Origin of the sequence: Tahibacter caeni, from assembly GCF_024609805.1 — a bacterium.
GTDB lineage: Bacteria > Pseudomonadota > Gammaproteobacteria > Xanthomonadales > Rhodanobacteraceae > Tahibacter > Tahibacter caeni.
The window spans coordinates 15,875-30,661 of sequence record NZ_JANFVR010000024.1; the positions used below are offsets into that span (position 1 = coordinate 15,875).

General features: G+C 68.7%; 17 protein-coding genes. 11 read left to right on the forward strand and 6 right to left on the reverse strand.

Annotated features, from left to right (window positions below; genetic code table 11):
- Positions 1-249 precede the first annotated feature (249 nt).
- The 3 genes from NON22_RS03930 (at position 250) to NON22_RS03940 (ending at position 3,145) form a co-directional block, all read left to right on the forward strand.
- Positions 250-714 carry a hypothetical protein gene (locus NON22_RS03930; RefSeq protein ID WP_257385607.1) on the forward strand — a complete coding sequence of 155 codons (465 nt, stop codon included), beginning with the start codon at positions 250-252 and terminating at the stop codon, positions 712-714.
- 59 nt (positions 715-773) lie between these two features.
- On the forward strand, positions 774-1,106 hold the full coding sequence (locus NON22_RS03935) for a hypothetical protein (protein ID WP_257385608.1): 333 nt from the start codon (positions 774-776) through the stop codon (positions 1,104-1,106).
- A gap of 83 nt (positions 1,107-1,189) precedes the next feature.
- Positions 1,190-3,145: a KAP family NTPase gene (locus NON22_RS03940; protein ID WP_257385609.1), complete on the forward strand. Its 1,956-nt coding sequence runs from the start codon at positions 1,190-1,192 to the stop codon at positions 3,143-3,145.
- A gap of 78 nt (positions 3,146-3,223) precedes the next feature.
- Here NON22_RS03940 and NON22_RS03945 read toward each other — a convergent pair whose 3' ends face one another.
- Together NON22_RS03945 and NON22_RS03950 are read right to left on the reverse strand one after the other, a co-directional pair.
- A complete protein-coding gene (locus tag NON22_RS03945) occupies positions 3,224-3,565 on the reverse strand; it encodes a carboxypeptidase-like regulatory domain-containing protein (RefSeq protein ID WP_257385610.1) in 342 nt (113 codons plus the stop codon).
- Positions 3,566-3,823: 258 nt separating this feature from the next.
- Positions 3,824-4,837, reverse strand: coding sequence for a zinc-dependent alcohol dehydrogenase family protein (locus NON22_RS03950; protein WP_257385611.1), 1,014 nt, complete (start codon positions 4,835-4,837; stop codon positions 3,824-3,826).
- Positions 4,838-4,974: 137 nt separating this feature from the next.
- Here NON22_RS03950 and NON22_RS03955 point away from each other — a divergent pair, with 137 nt between their 5' ends.
- The 4 genes from NON22_RS03955 (at position 4,975) to katG (ending at position 9,324) form a co-directional block, all read left to right on the forward strand.
- A complete protein-coding gene (locus NON22_RS03955) occupies positions 4,975-5,880 on the forward strand; it encodes a LysR family transcriptional regulator (RefSeq protein ID WP_257385612.1) in 906 nt (301 codons plus the stop codon).
- A 135-nt stretch (positions 5,881-6,015) separates the two neighbouring features.
- A complete protein-coding gene (locus NON22_RS03960; RefSeq protein ID WP_257385613.1) occupies positions 6,016-6,465 on the forward strand; it encodes a hypothetical protein in 450 nt (149 codons plus the stop codon).
- A 121-nt stretch (positions 6,466-6,586) separates the two neighbouring features.
- Positions 6,587-6,880 carry a hypothetical protein gene (locus NON22_RS03965; protein ID WP_257385614.1) on the forward strand — a complete coding sequence of 98 codons (294 nt, stop codon included), beginning with the start codon at positions 6,587-6,589 and terminating at the stop codon, positions 6,878-6,880.
- Between the two features lie 296 nt (positions 6,881-7,176).
- A complete protein-coding gene (gene katG / locus NON22_RS03970; RefSeq protein WP_257385615.1) occupies positions 7,177-9,324 on the forward strand; it encodes a catalase/peroxidase HPI in 2,148 nt (715 codons plus the stop codon).
- Positions 9,325-9,641: 317 nt separating this feature from the next.
- On the opposite strand, the gene NON22_RS03975 is transcribed toward katG, so the two are convergent.
- Together NON22_RS03975 and NON22_RS03980 are read right to left on the reverse strand one after the other, a co-directional pair.
- Positions 9,642-10,229 (reverse strand): hypothetical protein, encoded by a 588-nt coding sequence (locus NON22_RS03975; RefSeq protein ID WP_257385616.1) that lies wholly within the window; start codon positions 10,227-10,229, stop codon positions 9,642-9,644.
- An 81-nt stretch (positions 10,230-10,310) separates the two neighbouring features.
- Positions 10,311-10,772, reverse strand: coding sequence for a hypothetical protein (locus NON22_RS03980; protein WP_257385617.1), 462 nt, complete (start codon positions 10,770-10,772; stop codon positions 10,311-10,313).
- An 85-nt stretch (positions 10,773-10,857) separates the two neighbouring features.
- Between NON22_RS03980 and NON22_RS03985 the strand changes: the two genes are divergently transcribed.
- Both NON22_RS03985 and NON22_RS03990 read left to right on the forward strand, forming a co-directional pair.
- Entirely contained in the window at positions 10,858-11,049 is a 192-nt protein-coding gene (locus tag NON22_RS03985; protein ID WP_257385618.1) for a hypothetical protein, read from the forward strand.
- A gap of 157 nt (positions 11,050-11,206) precedes the next feature.
- Positions 11,207-11,854: a hypothetical protein gene (locus NON22_RS03990; RefSeq protein WP_257385619.1), complete on the forward strand. Its 648-nt coding sequence runs from the start codon at positions 11,207-11,209 to the stop codon at positions 11,852-11,854.
- On the opposite strand, the gene NON22_RS25060 is transcribed toward NON22_RS03990, so the two are convergent.
- On the reverse strand, positions 11,742-12,146 hold the full coding sequence (locus tag NON22_RS25060) for a DUF7919 family protein (protein ID WP_484600499.1): 405 nt from the start codon (positions 12,144-12,146) through the stop codon (positions 11,742-11,744). The genes NON22_RS03990 and NON22_RS25060 overlap by 113 nt on opposite strands.
- A 218-nt stretch (positions 12,147-12,364) precedes the next feature.
- Here NON22_RS25060 and NON22_RS03995 point away from each other — a divergent pair, with 218 nt between their 5' ends.
- A complete protein-coding gene (locus NON22_RS03995; RefSeq protein ID WP_257385620.1) occupies positions 12,365-12,841 on the forward strand; it encodes a DUF4275 family protein in 477 nt (158 codons plus the stop codon).
- A gap of 144 nt (positions 12,842-12,985) precedes the next feature.
- Here NON22_RS03995 and NON22_RS04000 read toward each other — a convergent pair whose 3' ends face one another.
- Positions 12,986-13,987, reverse strand: a complete 1,002-nt coding sequence (locus NON22_RS04000) for an LLM class flavin-dependent oxidoreductase (RefSeq protein ID WP_257385621.1) — start codon at positions 13,985-13,987, stop codon at positions 12,986-12,988.
- A gap of 259 nt (positions 13,988-14,246) precedes the next feature.
- On the opposite strand from NON22_RS04000, the gene NON22_RS04005 reads away from it, so the two are divergent.
- The coding region (locus NON22_RS04005) for a chromate transporter (RefSeq protein ID WP_257385622.1) at positions 14,247-14,787 on the forward strand (541 nt) is incomplete at its 3' end.

Below are 14,787 nucleotides of genomic sequence, written 5' to 3' on the forward strand. Positions count from 1 at the left end.
TGCGGATGGACAGCCGTCGCAGCCTGGGTTTGCGAGCCTCGTACTCCTGTCGCGACAGATCCGTTTCTCTCAGCACTCGCGGCGACTCGGCCCGCAGGCGACGCCTCGCACCGCGCGACCGCCGTCGTGCGCGCGCAGGAGCCTTTCCCGAACTCCTGCCCGGTCGAACTTGCCGGCCGGTGCGCCTGTCCCGCTGCGCTCGACGAATCATCGGCACAGGCCGCCCGGCCGGACGCGACAGCAGGAACCATGGCACTTACGATGGCGGCAGTTTCCGTATCCGCAGGAGGCAGCGTGATCTCAGGGAAGTTGTCCGACAGCGACTTCCTCGCGGCGCAGCGGCTGCATCGCCGGCGCTCGTCGCGCGGCGTGACGGTCGCGTCGCTGATCGTCGCGGCGGCCGGCGCCGTCGTGCTGCTCGCGGCCGACCGCGCGGCCGGGCTCGCGCTCCTGACCGTCGCTGTCTGCGGATTGCCCGGAGAAGGGGCGCAGAACTACCTGCTGCTGCCGTGGCAGGCTCGCCGCCTGTACCGTCAGTGCGCCGCCTTCCGGCAGACATTCCGTTATTTCTGGGACGAAGACCATCTGGCGGATGCGAGCGATGACGGCAACTCGCGGTCCATCAGCCGGCCGACGCCGGTGCGCACGCGCCGGCCGCATCCGATAAGCTCTGGCGTCGTTCGCCGGCGCGCGAGGGGAGATTTCGCGGTGTAGGCAGGGCAGTCCGGCGTGTTCCGGCTGCAGCAGCGGTCATCGTTCGACAGGGGACATCCGTGGAAGAACTCCGCCATTCGGGCCTGGGCATCGCCTCGTTCATGATGAGCATCGTCGCGGCGCTCTGCATCGTTTCGCTGTTCGCCGTCGCCGGCTATCTCGAACTGAGCACACCGGGCGGCGTGCGCGAAGATTCGCCGCTCGCGGCCGGAATAGGCCTGCTGATGTTCCTGTTCCTCGGCCTGGCATTCATCGCGCTGTGCCTGGGCATCGCCGGGTTGTTCGAGAAGCGCCGCCGGCGCGTGCTCGCGGGGCTGGGCACGGCGTTCTCGGCGTTCACGCTGATCAGCGCCGTGACGCTGGTGCTCGTCGGGATTGCGATGAGCAAATGACGGCGTTGTTCCGAAGTGGCACTTCCGGTTCCCGTGGTTTTCCCCCGATCCCGAACGGCGACACGACGAAGGTTGCGGCTCCAATGGCCCAGTTCCTCGGTTACTTCCGCAGAGGCAATGGAACGGTGCCGGTACGGGAAGGTTTCAGCCCTCCCGCCGGCGTGCTCGGCGACCGGCTGCTGGAGTTCCTGCGCGCCTACGTCGTCCGGCGCCCGCCCGGCGGCGCGGTACTGATCCACGGCAAGTGGGGCAGCGGCAAGTCGACGTTCATCCGGCTTCACGCGTTCAAGGCCATCGCGGGGATCGACGCCGGGAGCGGAAAGCTGCGGCCGCTCTATCTGTCGGTTTCCGGGCTGGCTACCAGCGGCGATCTCGATGCGGCCTTGCTGCGGGCGGTCTATCCACTGATGAACTCCAGTGCCGCGGGCCTGTCCGGCATCGCCCTGAAGGCGGCGCTGCGTTCGGTGAAGCTGGAACTCAACGACATCGCGCCGAAACCCGATCTCAACTCGGCGCTGGCCGTGGTTTGCATCGACGATCTCGAACGTTTCTGCGGTGCGCCCCAGGTCCTGATCGGCTTCGTACAGCACCTGATCGAGGAGGCGCGTGTTCCGGTCCTGCTGATCGGGGATGAAGAAAAGCTGCAGGCCAACGATACGAAACTGGCCGCGCACGAGGCGAAGTACAAGGACATTCGCGAGAAGGTCGTGTCCTACGCGTTCAAGTTCGAGCCGAGCATCGACAGCGCCTTCGATGGACTCGTCGACGCGGTCGAGGACGAGCGAGCCCAGTCTGCGCTCCGCGGCAGTCGCGCGAAGCTGCTGACCGCGATTCGCGCCGCGCGCACCAGCAATTTGCGCAGCGTCAGAGCCGTCATTGATCTTTGCCGGCCGATCGCCATCGAGCTTGCCGCTGCCGGAGCAGGCAAGGAGCAGACCGACGCGGTGCTGACGATGATCGCCGCCACGACCCTGGCGATCCGCAAGGACCATTCGATGAGGCCGGCTCTGGTCGAATTCATTCGCGACCGGGCGGCCTGGCTGGACTTCGTGCTCTTGTCCAAGTCGATCGACGAGCCTATCCAGGATTTCCTTGACGACAATGCCGCGCTGAGTCCGGGCGAATGGCCCATCCTGCCGAGCATCGCCGACTACATCGAAACCGGTATCTTCGAATCAAAGGCCATCGCCAAGGACATTCAGGCGTTGTCCGCCGACAATTCGAGGTCGGTCCTGCCGCGCGCGCTGCGCGGCGATGTACGCCTGCTTTCTCAGGAAGACTTCGAGAGCATGTGCGCGCGGTACATGAAGTACCTCGGCAGCAACAAGCCGCTCAAGCTTGCGACGCTGGTCAATGGCGCGGCGACATTCCTGCTGTTTTCGGCCGCACGGATCATCGGGCAGACGGCTGCCGAGGTCGTGGATCTGCATGTCGAGGCGATGGACCGGCACCGGCAGGGCGGAACGCTGGACCTGCACGGTTACGACAGGGAGGCGCTGGCGGGTACCATCGCGCGTATCCGCATGCACGGCGAAAAAGAAGGCGAGCGCCTCGCGACCTGCATCGACGAGAACTACCGGCTGATGCGCAGCCGGCTTGACGAGGACAGGCGCTGGCGGTTGTTGCAGCGGATGGCGGCGAATTTCGCCGAGTTCATCGGCGAGGCGATGGATGAGTCCAAAGGCTGGCGACGCCGGCCGCTGTTCCTGGACCTCTCGAAAGCGGAGCAGACTGCGGCGCTGATCCGGCAGTTGGACAGCCACCAGCTAGTGGCGCTTTCGGACTTCCTGCGTTGGCGGCGTACGGGAAGAGGGAGCGCTCTGGCGGCTGCGGAGTCGGAGACGCTTTCCGCGATTCGCAACCATCTGCGCGGCGACGCCAGCCACGCCACGGGAACGAAGCGGACGATCGCCGACTACGCGCTGGAAAGGCTCGTCGTCGAAATGGGAAACGACGGAAACGAAGCCCGGGCCGCCGAAGCCATCGGCGGTGCGCCGCAGCGGCAAAGCCGCGCAGGTGGGCCGTCGCGTCCGGCCTGAACCCGGCCCCGTCTTGACCGCGGCCAAGTGAGCCTGCCACGTTTTCGCGCCCGTGAGCGCAACGGCGTGATGCGGCGGTCAGGGCGCTCGTTCGAGCAGTTCCGCGTTGATGCGCAGCGTGCGGTTCAACCGTACCTGGACGTCGCGGCGAACGAAGGTGTGGTAGCCGGCTTTCGCCGACTGCACCGCATAGGTGCCGGGCGCGAGGTCGGCAATGCGGTAGTTCCCGTCGCTGTCGGTCGTCGCCGTCTTCGGAGCCGTAGCGTCGGCGCCGACGACCGTCACGAGCACGCCGGCCAGCGGCTCGTGCGTGAATGCGTCGGTGGTCGTTCCGATCAGCACGCCGGATTGGGCCCGGGCGGCCGTGGCGCCGAACAGCGAGAACAGCAGCACGGCGGCGAAACGGCGGCGATGGAGCACGGCAAGTCCTCGGTGCGGAAGGCGGCGGGCGCGCGTCCGTTACCGTAGATGCCCGGTGCCGACCGGACTACGCCGCATTGCGGGGCTTGTGCGCCGTCGCACGACCTGCTCTCGGCGGGCGCGCGCCGTCGTGCGGGCTGACGGACCGTTCGCCGACGGGATGCTTGCGCGTCGTTGCGGTGATCGATCCGTAGAGCCGGCGGCGAAAAGCCGCCGGCCGGTGGCGCCGTCCGATCCAGGCGCCTGCGCGCGCCGATCTCAGTCCACCGCAATCACGACCTTGCCGAAGTGGCTGCCGCTGTCGAGGTACTCGTAGGCCGCGCGCGCCTGCGCGAACGGAAACACGCGGTCGACGACGGGCTTGATCCGATGCAGCGCCACGAAGCGCGCGAGGTCTTCGAGCATGGCCAGGCTGCCGACGTAGACGCCGCTGAGGTGCTTGGCGCCGCGGATCATCTGGAACGGATCGAGCTCGCTGCCCCAGCCGGAGACGCCGCCGACGATCGCGACCGTGCCGCCCATGCGCGTGGCCTGCAGGGATTTCTTCAGGGTACCGGCGCCGCCGACTTCGACGACGACGTCGACGCCTTCGCCGCCGGTCGCGCGCAGGACTTCCTCGTGCCAGTCCGGCGTCGTCGCGTAGTTGATCGTCACGTCGGCGCCGAGCCGGCGCGCGCGTTCGAGCTTGGCGTCGCTGGACGAGGTGATCACGGTCTGCAGGCCGGCGGCCTTGGCCAGCTGCAGGCCCCAGATCGACACGCCGCCGGTGCCGAGCAGCAGCACGCTGTCGCCGGGCTTCGCGCGGCCTTCGACGAACAGCGAGTTCCAGGCCGTGACGCCGGCGCAGGTCAGGGTCGCGGCTTCGTGGTAGTCCAGATGCGCGGGCACCCTGAACAGCGAGTCCTGCGAGACGACGATTTCCTCGGCCAGCGCGCCGTCGATCAGGCCGCCGAAGGAGTCCTTCGATTTTTCCGGTGTCTGGCGGCCTTCGATCCAGTTCGCGAAGAACGTCGTCGCGACGCGGTCGCCGACCTTGAAGCGGGTGACCTCGTCGCCGATCTCGACGACGTCGCCGGCGCCGTCGGAGGCCGGCACGACGGGCTCGGCGTCGCCGCCGTTGTAGTCGCCGCGGATCACCATGAGATCGCGGTAGTTCAATGCGACCGCGCGAATGCGCACGCGCACTTCGTAGGGGCCGGGCGCCGGCAACGTGCGCTGGAAGGCGACGATGCCGTCGAAATTCTTGCCGGGATGGACGTGATAGGCCTGCATGACGTGCTCCGAAGGGGAAGGAAACCGGCGGCGGCGCAGAGCCGTGGCCGGATGGCTGCGCACGATATAGTTTCTTTACCTTCCTCAGTGGAGAGATTCGGTACTATCTGTGTATCCGTGCAGGAACCAATTGCGTCATGAATGACCGCTTGAACGGCATCGACACCTTCGTACAGGCCGTGGACGCCGGCAGTTTCGCGCTCGCGGCGGAACGCCTGGGCCTGACCCGTTCGGCCGTCGGCAAGACGATTGCGCGGCTCGAGCGGCGCCTCGGCACGCGGTTGTTCCAGCGCACGACACGGCAGCAGAGCCTGACCGAGGACGGCCAGGCCTATTACGAGCGCTGCGTGCGCGCGCTGGCCGAGCTCGACGCCGCCGAGGCGGCGTTCGACAGCGGCCGCCGCGAGCCCGTCGGCCGCCTGCGCGTCAGCGCGCCGCTGCTGTTCGGCCGCCAGTGCGTGGCGCCGGTGCTCGCGACGCTCGCGCGCCGGCATCCGCGGCTGCAGGTGGAGATGTCCTTCAGCGACCGTGTCGTCGATCTCGTCGAGGAAGGCTTCGATCTCGCCGTGCGCATAGGCCCGCTGCGCGACAGCGCGACCCTGGCGGCGCGGCGGCTCGGTTCGCAGGCCATGGGCATCTGCGCGGCGCCGTCGTATCTCGCCGAGCGCGGCACGCCACGCGGCCTGGCGGATTTCGCGACGCACGCGGCCATCGTCTACGGCCTCAACGGCTCGTCCGCGCAGTGGCGTATCCGCGACACCGACGGCGAGCTGCGCGAGCCCCTGATCGGGAGCCGTCTGCGCTTCGACGACGTGCAGGCCATCGCCGACGCGGCCATCGCCGGTCACGGTCTGGCCTGGCTGCCGTGCTGGCTGATCGCGCCGCGTCTGCGCAGCGGCGAGCTGACCCTCGTCACGAGCAGCCAGCACACCGTGGCCAGCGAAGTCCACGCGGTATGGCCGCAGTCGCGCTACCTGCCGACGCGGACGCGCGCGGCGATCGACGCGCTCGTGGAGCAGGTGCCGGGGATGCTGGGGCCGTAAGGCGGGGCTCGCGAAAGAATCGTCGCGATCGTATTGACCGACGCATTCCGCTGGCCGACAGTTGCCTCCGATTCACCCTTTCGCCCGCGCATGTCCCGTGCAGCGGCACGACCTCACGACCCGGCGATTGCTCCGATGCAGCGAAACCTGTCTTCCGCCCAGACCTTCTTCATGAAGCTGGTTTTCCCGGCGGTGTGGATCGTGCTGTGCGGAAGCATCGTGCTGGCCGCCCATTTCCGTGAGTCGCAGGCGTCGCCGGGGTTGGGGGCGTTTCCGTTCCTGATATGGGGGATCGGCGCCTTCGCGATGTTGTGGATGTGCATGCCGCTGAAGCGCGTGAGCATCGATGACGGCAATCTTTACGTTTCCAATTATTTTCGCGAGATCAAGGTGCCGCTCGCGGCGATAGCCGACGTCACCGAGAATCGCTGGATCAACATCCATCCGGTGACCATCCATCTGAAGCGCGACACCGAGTTCGGCAATCGCATCACCTTCATGCCGAAGTCGCGGATGTTCTCGGGCTTCAGCAGCCACCCGGTCGTGCAGGAGCTGCGGCGCGCCGCAGGACTGCCCGCTGGTTGACGTCGCGCGTTGATCGGGAGACGTTCTCGACCGACTGCGTCCGGAGCGTTCCGTGGCGGCAATTCCGCGTTGAAATGAGTCAGTCCGCGCGATCGGCGTCCGTCGGGAGGGAGCAGGGATGATGCTGGGCACCATTGCGCAGACCTTCTCGATACGCGGCCGCGGCATCGGCGTGCTGTTCGTATCGTCGCCGCCGCGTTTCCTCGCGGGCCGGCGGATCACGGTCGCCGTGACGCGGCCGGACGGTTTCGCCGATCGTTTCCATGCATCCTGCGAGCTCGCGCGTGTCGTCAGCGCACCGGATGGCGAAGTGTTGGCATTGCTCGTCGTCAATGCGACCGTCGACGCGCTCGCGCCCGGATCGACGGTCGCCGTCGTCGCCGACGACGACGGCGACATCGCACCGGCGCATTGATCGCCGGTGCAGTCTGCGGCGGCCGTGCCGCCGGCTGTTGCCGGAGGCCGCCTGCGTCAGGCCGCGGCACGCTTCTCGCACTGCGCCGGAATATCCAAGAAATCACCGCGAAACAGGCGCATCCTTCGTGGCGATGCGGCCGGCGGTCCGATTCCGCATGCGACGCCGCATCATAGTCCCGACATATCGAACCGGTAGATTCAATTGATTTCCACGATGGTGGCGCAGCGCCTACAGTGCCCTACGTCGTCTCGCCACGACGCCTTTTTCTGAACCCCTGCCACGGAGATGAAGTCGTGTCGTCCGAAGCCAAATGCCCGTTCAATCACACCGCCGTCGGCGGCGGCACCACCAATCAGGACTGGTGGCCGAACAAGCTCAATCTCAAGCTGCTGCGCCAGCACTCGTCCAGGTCCGATCCGCTCGATGCGGGCTTCGATTACCGCGAGGAATTCAGGAAGCTCGACTACGCCGCGCTGAAGAAGGACCTGCTTGCGCTGATGACGGATTCGCAGGACTGGTGGCCGGCCGACTTCGGCCACTACGGTCCGCAGTTCATCCGCATGGCCTGGCACAGTGCCGGCACCTACCGCACCGGCGACGGCCGCGGCGGCGGCGGTCGCGGTCAGCAGCGGTTCGCGCCGCTGAACGCCTGGCCCGACAACGTCAACATCGACAAGTCGCGCCGCCTGCTCTGGCCGATCAAGCAGAAGTACGGCCAGCGCATTTCCTGGGCCGACCTGCTGATCCTGACCGGCAACGTCGCGCTGGAATCCATGGGCTTCCGCACGTTCGGCTTCGCCGGCGGCCGCGAGGACGTCTGGGAAGCGGACGAGGACGTGTACTGGGGCAACGAGAAGACCTGGCTCGCCGGCGACAGGCGCTATTCCGGCGAGCGCGATCTGGAGAACCCGCTGGCCGCCGTGCAGATGGGCCTGATCTACGTGAATCCGGAAGGTCCGAACGGCAATCCCGATCCGCTCAAGGCCGCCGTCGACATTCGCGAGACGTTCGCGCGCATGGCCATGGACGACGAGGAAACCGTCGCGCTGATCGCCGGCGGCCACACGTTTGGCAAGACGCACGGGGCCGGCCCGGCCGACCACGTCGGCGCCGACGTCGAAGCCGCACCGATCGAGGCGCAGGGCCTGGGCTGGGCCAGCAGCTACAAGTCCGGCAGGGCCGGCGACGCGATCACGAGCGGTCTGGAGGTCACCTGGACCAGGACGCCGGCGCAGTGGAGCAACAATTTCTTCGAGAACCTGTTCAAGTTCGAGTGGGAGCTCACGAAGTCGCCGGCCGGCGCACACCAGTGGGTGGCCAAGAACGCCGACGCGATCATTCCCGATGCGCACGGCGGACCGAACAAGCTGCCGACGATGCTGACTACCGACCTGTCGCTGCGTTTCGATCCGGCCTACGAAAAGATCTCGCGCAAGTTCCTCGACAACCCGCAGGCCTTCGCCGACGCGTTCGCGCGCGCCTGGTTCAAGCTGACCCATCGCGACATGGGCCCGAAGGCGCGCTATCTCGGTCCGGAAGTGCCGGCCGAGGATCTGCTCTGGCAGGACCCGCTGCCGAAGCCGTCCTTCGCCCCGCCGAGCGTTGCCGACGTCGACACGCTGAAAGCGGCGATCGCCGCGTCGGGCCTTTCGGTCGGCGAGCTGGTTTCGACCGCGTGGGCTTCCGCGTCGACGTTCCGCTACGGCGACAAGCGCGGCGGCGCGAACGGCGCGCGCGTGCGGCTCGCGCCGCAGAAGGACTGGGCCGTGAACCAGCCGGCGCAGCTGGCCAAGGTGCTCGCCAAGCTCGAGGAGATCCGCAAGGCCTACGGCAGGATCTCGCTGGCCGACCTGATCGTGCTGGCCGGCGGCGTCGGCATCGAGCTGGCCGCGAAGGCCGCCGGCACGCCGGTCGAGGTGCCGTTCACGCCGGGCCGCGTCGACGCCGGCGCCGAGCAGACCGACGCCGGATCGTTCGCGGTGCTGGAGCCGGTCGCCGACGGATTCCGCAACTACGTCAAGGCGAAGTACGCGATTCCGGCGGAAGCGCTGCTGATCGACAAGGCGCAGCAGCTGACCTTGACCGCGCCGGAAATGACCGTGCTCGTCGGCGGCCTGCGCGTGCTCGGCGCGAACACGGGCGGCAGCGCGCACGGCGTGTTCACGAGCAGGCCGGGCAGCCTGAGCAACGACTTCTTCGTCAATCTGCTCGACATGCGCACCGAGTGGAAACCGGCGGGTGATGCGTTCGAGGGCCGCGACCGCACGACCGGCGCGCTGAAATGGACCGGCACGCGCGCCGACCTCGTGTTCGGCTCGAACTCCGAGCTGCGCGCGCTGGCCGAGGTCTACGCGAGCAGCGACGCGCGGCAGAAGTTCGCCAAGGATTTCGTCGCGGCGTGGGTCAAGGTCATGAACCTCGACCGCTTCGATCTGGCGTGATGCGGCCGATGTGAGCGCCGCGCCAGAGGCGGCGGCTCACTCGATGGGCGACGCGTCGGCGACTCCGGTATCGCGAAGCGCCGGCGATTCCGATGTACGGAACGCCGGCTGTTTCGATACGCGAAGCGTCGTTGGCTTCGATACCCGAAGGCGCCGGTGCGCAAGGCGTCGCAGGTGGCCGGCGCCTCGCTCCTTCTTCTCGACGCATGTCGGGAGGGCGGACCGGGGTGGGGAGAAGTCGAAGTCCGGCGCCTCCGCGGTTTTCGGCGCCGGCTTCATGACGCGAGCAGCTACGCCTTGGTACCGGCGCCGGCTCGTCAATCCTCGAACGGCACGGCCGGTGCCGTGCAGTGCGCGAGCGGCTCCGCGCCGCTGGTCTGCCAGCGCGACAGCCAGCAGTCGCCGTAGACCGAGCAGTAGCAGACGTCCAGGCGAAAGCGCGATTGCGCGCCCTGCAGCAGCCGGGCGATGTCGCGGCCGTCGACGCGGATCAGCGGGATGCCGGTTTCGCGGTTGAGGCTCGGCGGAATGACTTCGCCGGACAGGCGCGTCAGCGACAACTGCGTCTTGCCGCTGACCCCGAGCGCGGCGAGCGCTTCATTCCAGTTGCGCATCGGTTTTCCGTCGAGGGTCAGCGCCACGCTCTTGATCCTGGCCGGACCGACGCCGTTGTTCTCCACGAGCCAGACGAAGCTGCCCGCATCGTCGTCGGCGGCGTAGGTGCTGCCCTGGGCCAGGTACGGCCAGACCGCGGCGCGCGCCTGGCTCTGCATCAGCCGCGTCTGGTAGGCGCTGATGGCCAGCGCGAAGACGCTGACGGCCAGCGCGAGCGCGCTGCTGACATTGGCGAACGTGAAGCGCTGAGGCGAAGGCCCGGGCGGCGGCAGCGGATCGGCGGACGTCATGGCGGCGTTCGAAGGGAGGTGCGGCGATCCTAGTCAACGCGGAGACAGCGGGCTAGCGCCTCGTCGCGCCGATGAACGTCCTCAACTCCCCCACCAGAACCACAGCGGCAGGTTGCCGTTGCGGTCGCCGCCGATGCAGTAGTCGCCGCGTCCGCGCGCGATGTCGTGCAGCCCCCTGCGCAGCGGCGCGAGCCAGTCGCTGCCGACCGTCAGCACGGCGGGATCGCCGTCGGGCGGAAACCGCCATAGCGTGGTCGCGTCCGACAGCATCCATTGCAGCTTCGTGGCCGCGATGCAGGCCGAGCGGCGATTGTCGGGCACACGCAGCTGGGCCGCGCCCGGCGGCAGCAGCGGAACCGTCCGGTAGCGGCCGTATTCCGTCGCGAGCGCATCGAGCAGATCGATCAGCGAGCGGCATCCGGCCGCATCGGCGTTGAGGTGCCAGCCCGGATAATGGCGCGTGTTCCCGGCATAGCGCCAGAGCGAGATCCGGCCGGACGGTTTCCAGTCGCACAGGACACTGACGGGTTTCGGGGCAGTCATGGCAGGTGCGCGAAGCGGCAACCGCCGGAGTATGTTGTCCGCGCGCCGCGTTGGCCAACGCCGTACGGCGACCGGTCGGTCTTGCTTGCCGTTCGTGCCCGAACGGCATCTGCCGGTGCTCCGGGACCTCGCGCAGCCGCGCCGGCCGATCTCCGGCAGGCGGCGCGCGGCTCTGCGCGCGCAACCCGCTTCGACGAGGAATGTCGAGATGGATTTCGACCTGGACGCAGGCGCGAGGAATTGGCAGCGCACGCGGCACGAGACCGCCATCGACTGAGCACTGCGCGCAGCGGCCTGGGACGGCACCGGGCGAGCGATCCAGCGCGAGTTCCGCCGCGACGGTCGCGTTTGCGTCCGGCTCCGTTCGGCAGCGGCCGGTTGCGTCGTTCTCTACGGCGACGGCGCATGGGCGCCGTTGTCGCGACGGAAATCCGATGACCGAGTTCGTCACCCTGATGCGCGCCAACCTGGCCGAGATCGACCGGCTGCAGCGCCACGTCGACGAGACGTTCGCGTCGCGCGACCGCTCGGTCGCGGAGCGGCAGGCCTGGACCGACGCCTGCCGGCACTTTCACGCGCGCTTCGACCAACTCGCGTTTCCGGGCGGCGCGAGCCAGTGGGCCGCATTCCTCGCCGGCAAATCGCGCGGCATCGACGCAGCCATCGCCTTTCTCGACGTCGATCCGTGGTTTTTCCGCTCGGGCTATACCAAGGAAACCATCTGGCATCGTCTCAAGCGCGTTCCGCTCGACGCGTCGCGCGCTGCCGCGCTCGAGACGATCGCGCTGGCCTGGCTGCGCCGCCGCGTGCGCCGCGAGTTCTGGTGCATGGCGGCCTGTCTGCGCCCGCGCGCGTCGGCGTCGTTCTGGGATTCCGTCGCGGCGTTCGCGACGCCTCGACACGGCAGTACCGGCCTGCGCGCGCATTGGCTGCTGTTGACGAGACCCGGCGCGCCGGTGCGCCGCTGGGTCAACGCCGAACTGCTGCGTTCGCGCTGCGAGCCCGGTTACGTGCCCGATCTCTGGTTCGGGCCGCAGGGACCCGACGAGGCGTGGATGCTCGGCGGCCGACGAGCGCGATGAGACGGTGACCGCGGTTGGCGGGCAGCGCCCGGCGATAGGCCACGCTGCGCATCGGCGGACACGCGAGCACGGCGTCGGCGAAGACATCCGGCGGCCGATGCCGGTGCACGGCGATCTGATGAACGATTCCGACCGGCGCGGCGCACACGGCGCTGTCGCACGGCACGAACACGCAGCCGGTGAACGTTGGCCCACGGAACTGGCACAGGTCGCAGACGTGTACGCCGGCCTTCACGAGCTGCTGCCGCGAATCCGCGCACAGCGCAGCGAGCGCGTCGAAGAACGCGGTCACCGTACAGCGCGGTTAGTCGACGCCGGCGCCGAGCCAGTCGACGGTGCGCGAGGTTTCGGTGGTTGCCGGAAACGCGATGCAGGGTTCGAGGCCGGGGATCACGGGCCTGGGGATTACCGGCTACAGTCGGTGGCGCGCAGGGGGGGCGATGATGCGTTCGGACCAGACGCGCGCAACGCACTTGCCAGATCGGATGCCATCACGTCATCGGAGTCCGCATGAAATCGCGAAAGCCCTCTATCATCGTCGCGCCCGGGTCCATAATCCGCGAATACACCCGCAATGAGGCGGCGCACTGGATGGCGCAGTGGCTGATTGCGTTCGGCCGGCGGCGCGGCGACGTCTCCGTCGAGCCTTATCTGTGGCACGTCTTCAGCTTCGGCTGCCATCTGAGCGTCGCGCTGGACGCTGCGCGCGCGGAATACGGCGAGGCCGTCGCCGCGTCCCACGTCGTGATGACCGGCGAAGGCGATGCCGCAGTCGCTACCGACGAACGTCCGACGCAGTGCGATCGCGACGAATATCTGGTGTTTCCGCCGAACCTCGCCTGGACCATGGCCTTCACGCACGAGGACGGCTGGCTCGGGCCGTTTTTCGCACGCCATCACGACTACGATCGCCTGAACGCGGAAAACCTGGCCGCGATCGCCAAGCGCCAGGAAGCCGAACGAGCGCGACGCGACGGCTGGGCCTGAAGCGCCGCTTTGCTGCGGCATGTCCGCGCTGGCGATGGCGCGTGCGGCAATGCCGGCGGGACCGAAGCCGTGCGGGCAGGACGCGGCAGTGCCGGGGCAACCCACGGTCTGCGCGGCGCCAGTCCTTCCGAGCGCGCAGCGGCGCTATTGCGGCGCCGCCGGCGACGCCCCGGCTATCTCCGCGATCATGCGGAACGAGCGCTGGCGCAGCGCCGGATCGAAGACGTCGGAGACGATCATGAGTTCGTCGGCGCGCGTGCGATCGATCAGCGCCTGCAGTCCCTCGCGCACCGTGGCCGGGTTGCCGACGATGCTGCAGGCGAGCATCTGCGAGGCGTGCGCCTTTTCCTGCGGCGACCAGTAGCTTTCGATGTCGGCGATCGGCGGCTGGGTCAGCCGGCGCGTGCTGCGCAGGTGGTCGGCGAAGGACATCTGCTGCGAGGTGGCCAGGAATTTCGCTTCGGCATCGGTGGGTGCGGCGATCACATTGACGCTGACGAGCGCATAGGGCTGCTGCAACTGTGCCGACGGCTTGAAGCGTTCGCGATAGATCCGCAGCGCCGCATCGAGCGCCTGCGGCGCGAAATGCGCGGCGAACGCGTAGGGCAGGCCGAGCTCGGCCGCGAGCTGGGCGCCGTAGAGGCTGGAGCCGAGTATCCACAGCGGTACCTGCGTGCCGGAGCCGGGCACGGCTTCGATGCGCTGGCCGGGCTGCGCGGGCGCCAGGAAGGCCTGCAGCTCGAGCACGTCCTGCGGGAAGTGGTCGGACGCGGACGCATCGCGGCGCAGCGCGCGCAGGGTGACCTGATCGGTTCCGGGCGCGCGGCCGAGGCCCAGGTCGATGCGTCCGGGGAACAGCGTCTCGAGGGTGCCGAACTGTTCGGCGATGACGTAGGGCGCGTGGTTGGGCAGCATGATGCCGCCGGCGCCGACGCGGATCGTCCGCGTCGCGGCCGCGAGATGCGCGATGACGAGCGAGGTCGCCGCGGTCGTGACGATCGGCATGTTGTGGTGCTCGGCGACCCAGATGCGGCGATAGCCCCAGCCTTCGGCCTCGCGGGCCAGTGCGCGCGCGTCGTCGAGCGCCGTGCGCCGGTCGGAACCTTCGCGGACGCGGCCGAGTTCGAGCAGGGAAATGGGCGGCATCGGATTCTCCGTTCGCAGTGACTGGACGGCGCCGCGACGGCGAAGCCGGGCGGACGCGTGATCGCTGCCAGTTGGGGACGATTGCGGCCGGAAACAGGGGCTGGACCGTTGCGACCATGGTCGCGGTACCGTCGCGGCCGGCAGCGGCACGGATCGCCCGTCGCGGCCGCTGGGCGCCCGCGCGGTGCGTGCAGCGCGGTTGCCGCCGTCGCCGGCGCTTTCCTACCATCGGCGCGGATTTCCGTTCGAGGCCGCGCGCATGACCACTGCCGCCGAGGCGCCGGCGCGAGGCCCGGCCTCCGAGGTGTTCCGGATCTTCCTGCGCCTGGGCCTGAGCAGCTTCGGCGGCCCGCTCGTACATCTGGGCTATTTCCGCAGCGAGTTCGTCGAGCGCCGGCAATGGCTCGACGATCACGCGTACGCCGATCTCGTCGCGCTGTGCCAGTTCCTGCCGGGGCCGGCGAGCAGCCAGGTCGGCATCGCGCTGGGCCTGCAGCGCGCGGGCTGGCGCGGTGCATGCGCGGCCTGGCTCGGTTTCACCTTGCCGTCGGCCGTGTTGCTGGTCGCGTTCGGGCTGCTGCTGCGCGGCAGCGGCGTCGACCGCGGCGCTGCCTGGCTGCACGGCCTCGAAGTCGTCGCGGTTGCGGTGGTCGCACAGGCGCTCCGGGGCATGGCACGCAGCCTGTGTCCCGACCTGCCGCGCGCCGGCATCGCCGTGATCGCCGCGGCCCTCGCGCTGCGCTGGCCCGGCGCGGCAATGCAGGCGCTCGTGCTCGTGCTCGGCGGCCTGGCCGGCGGCC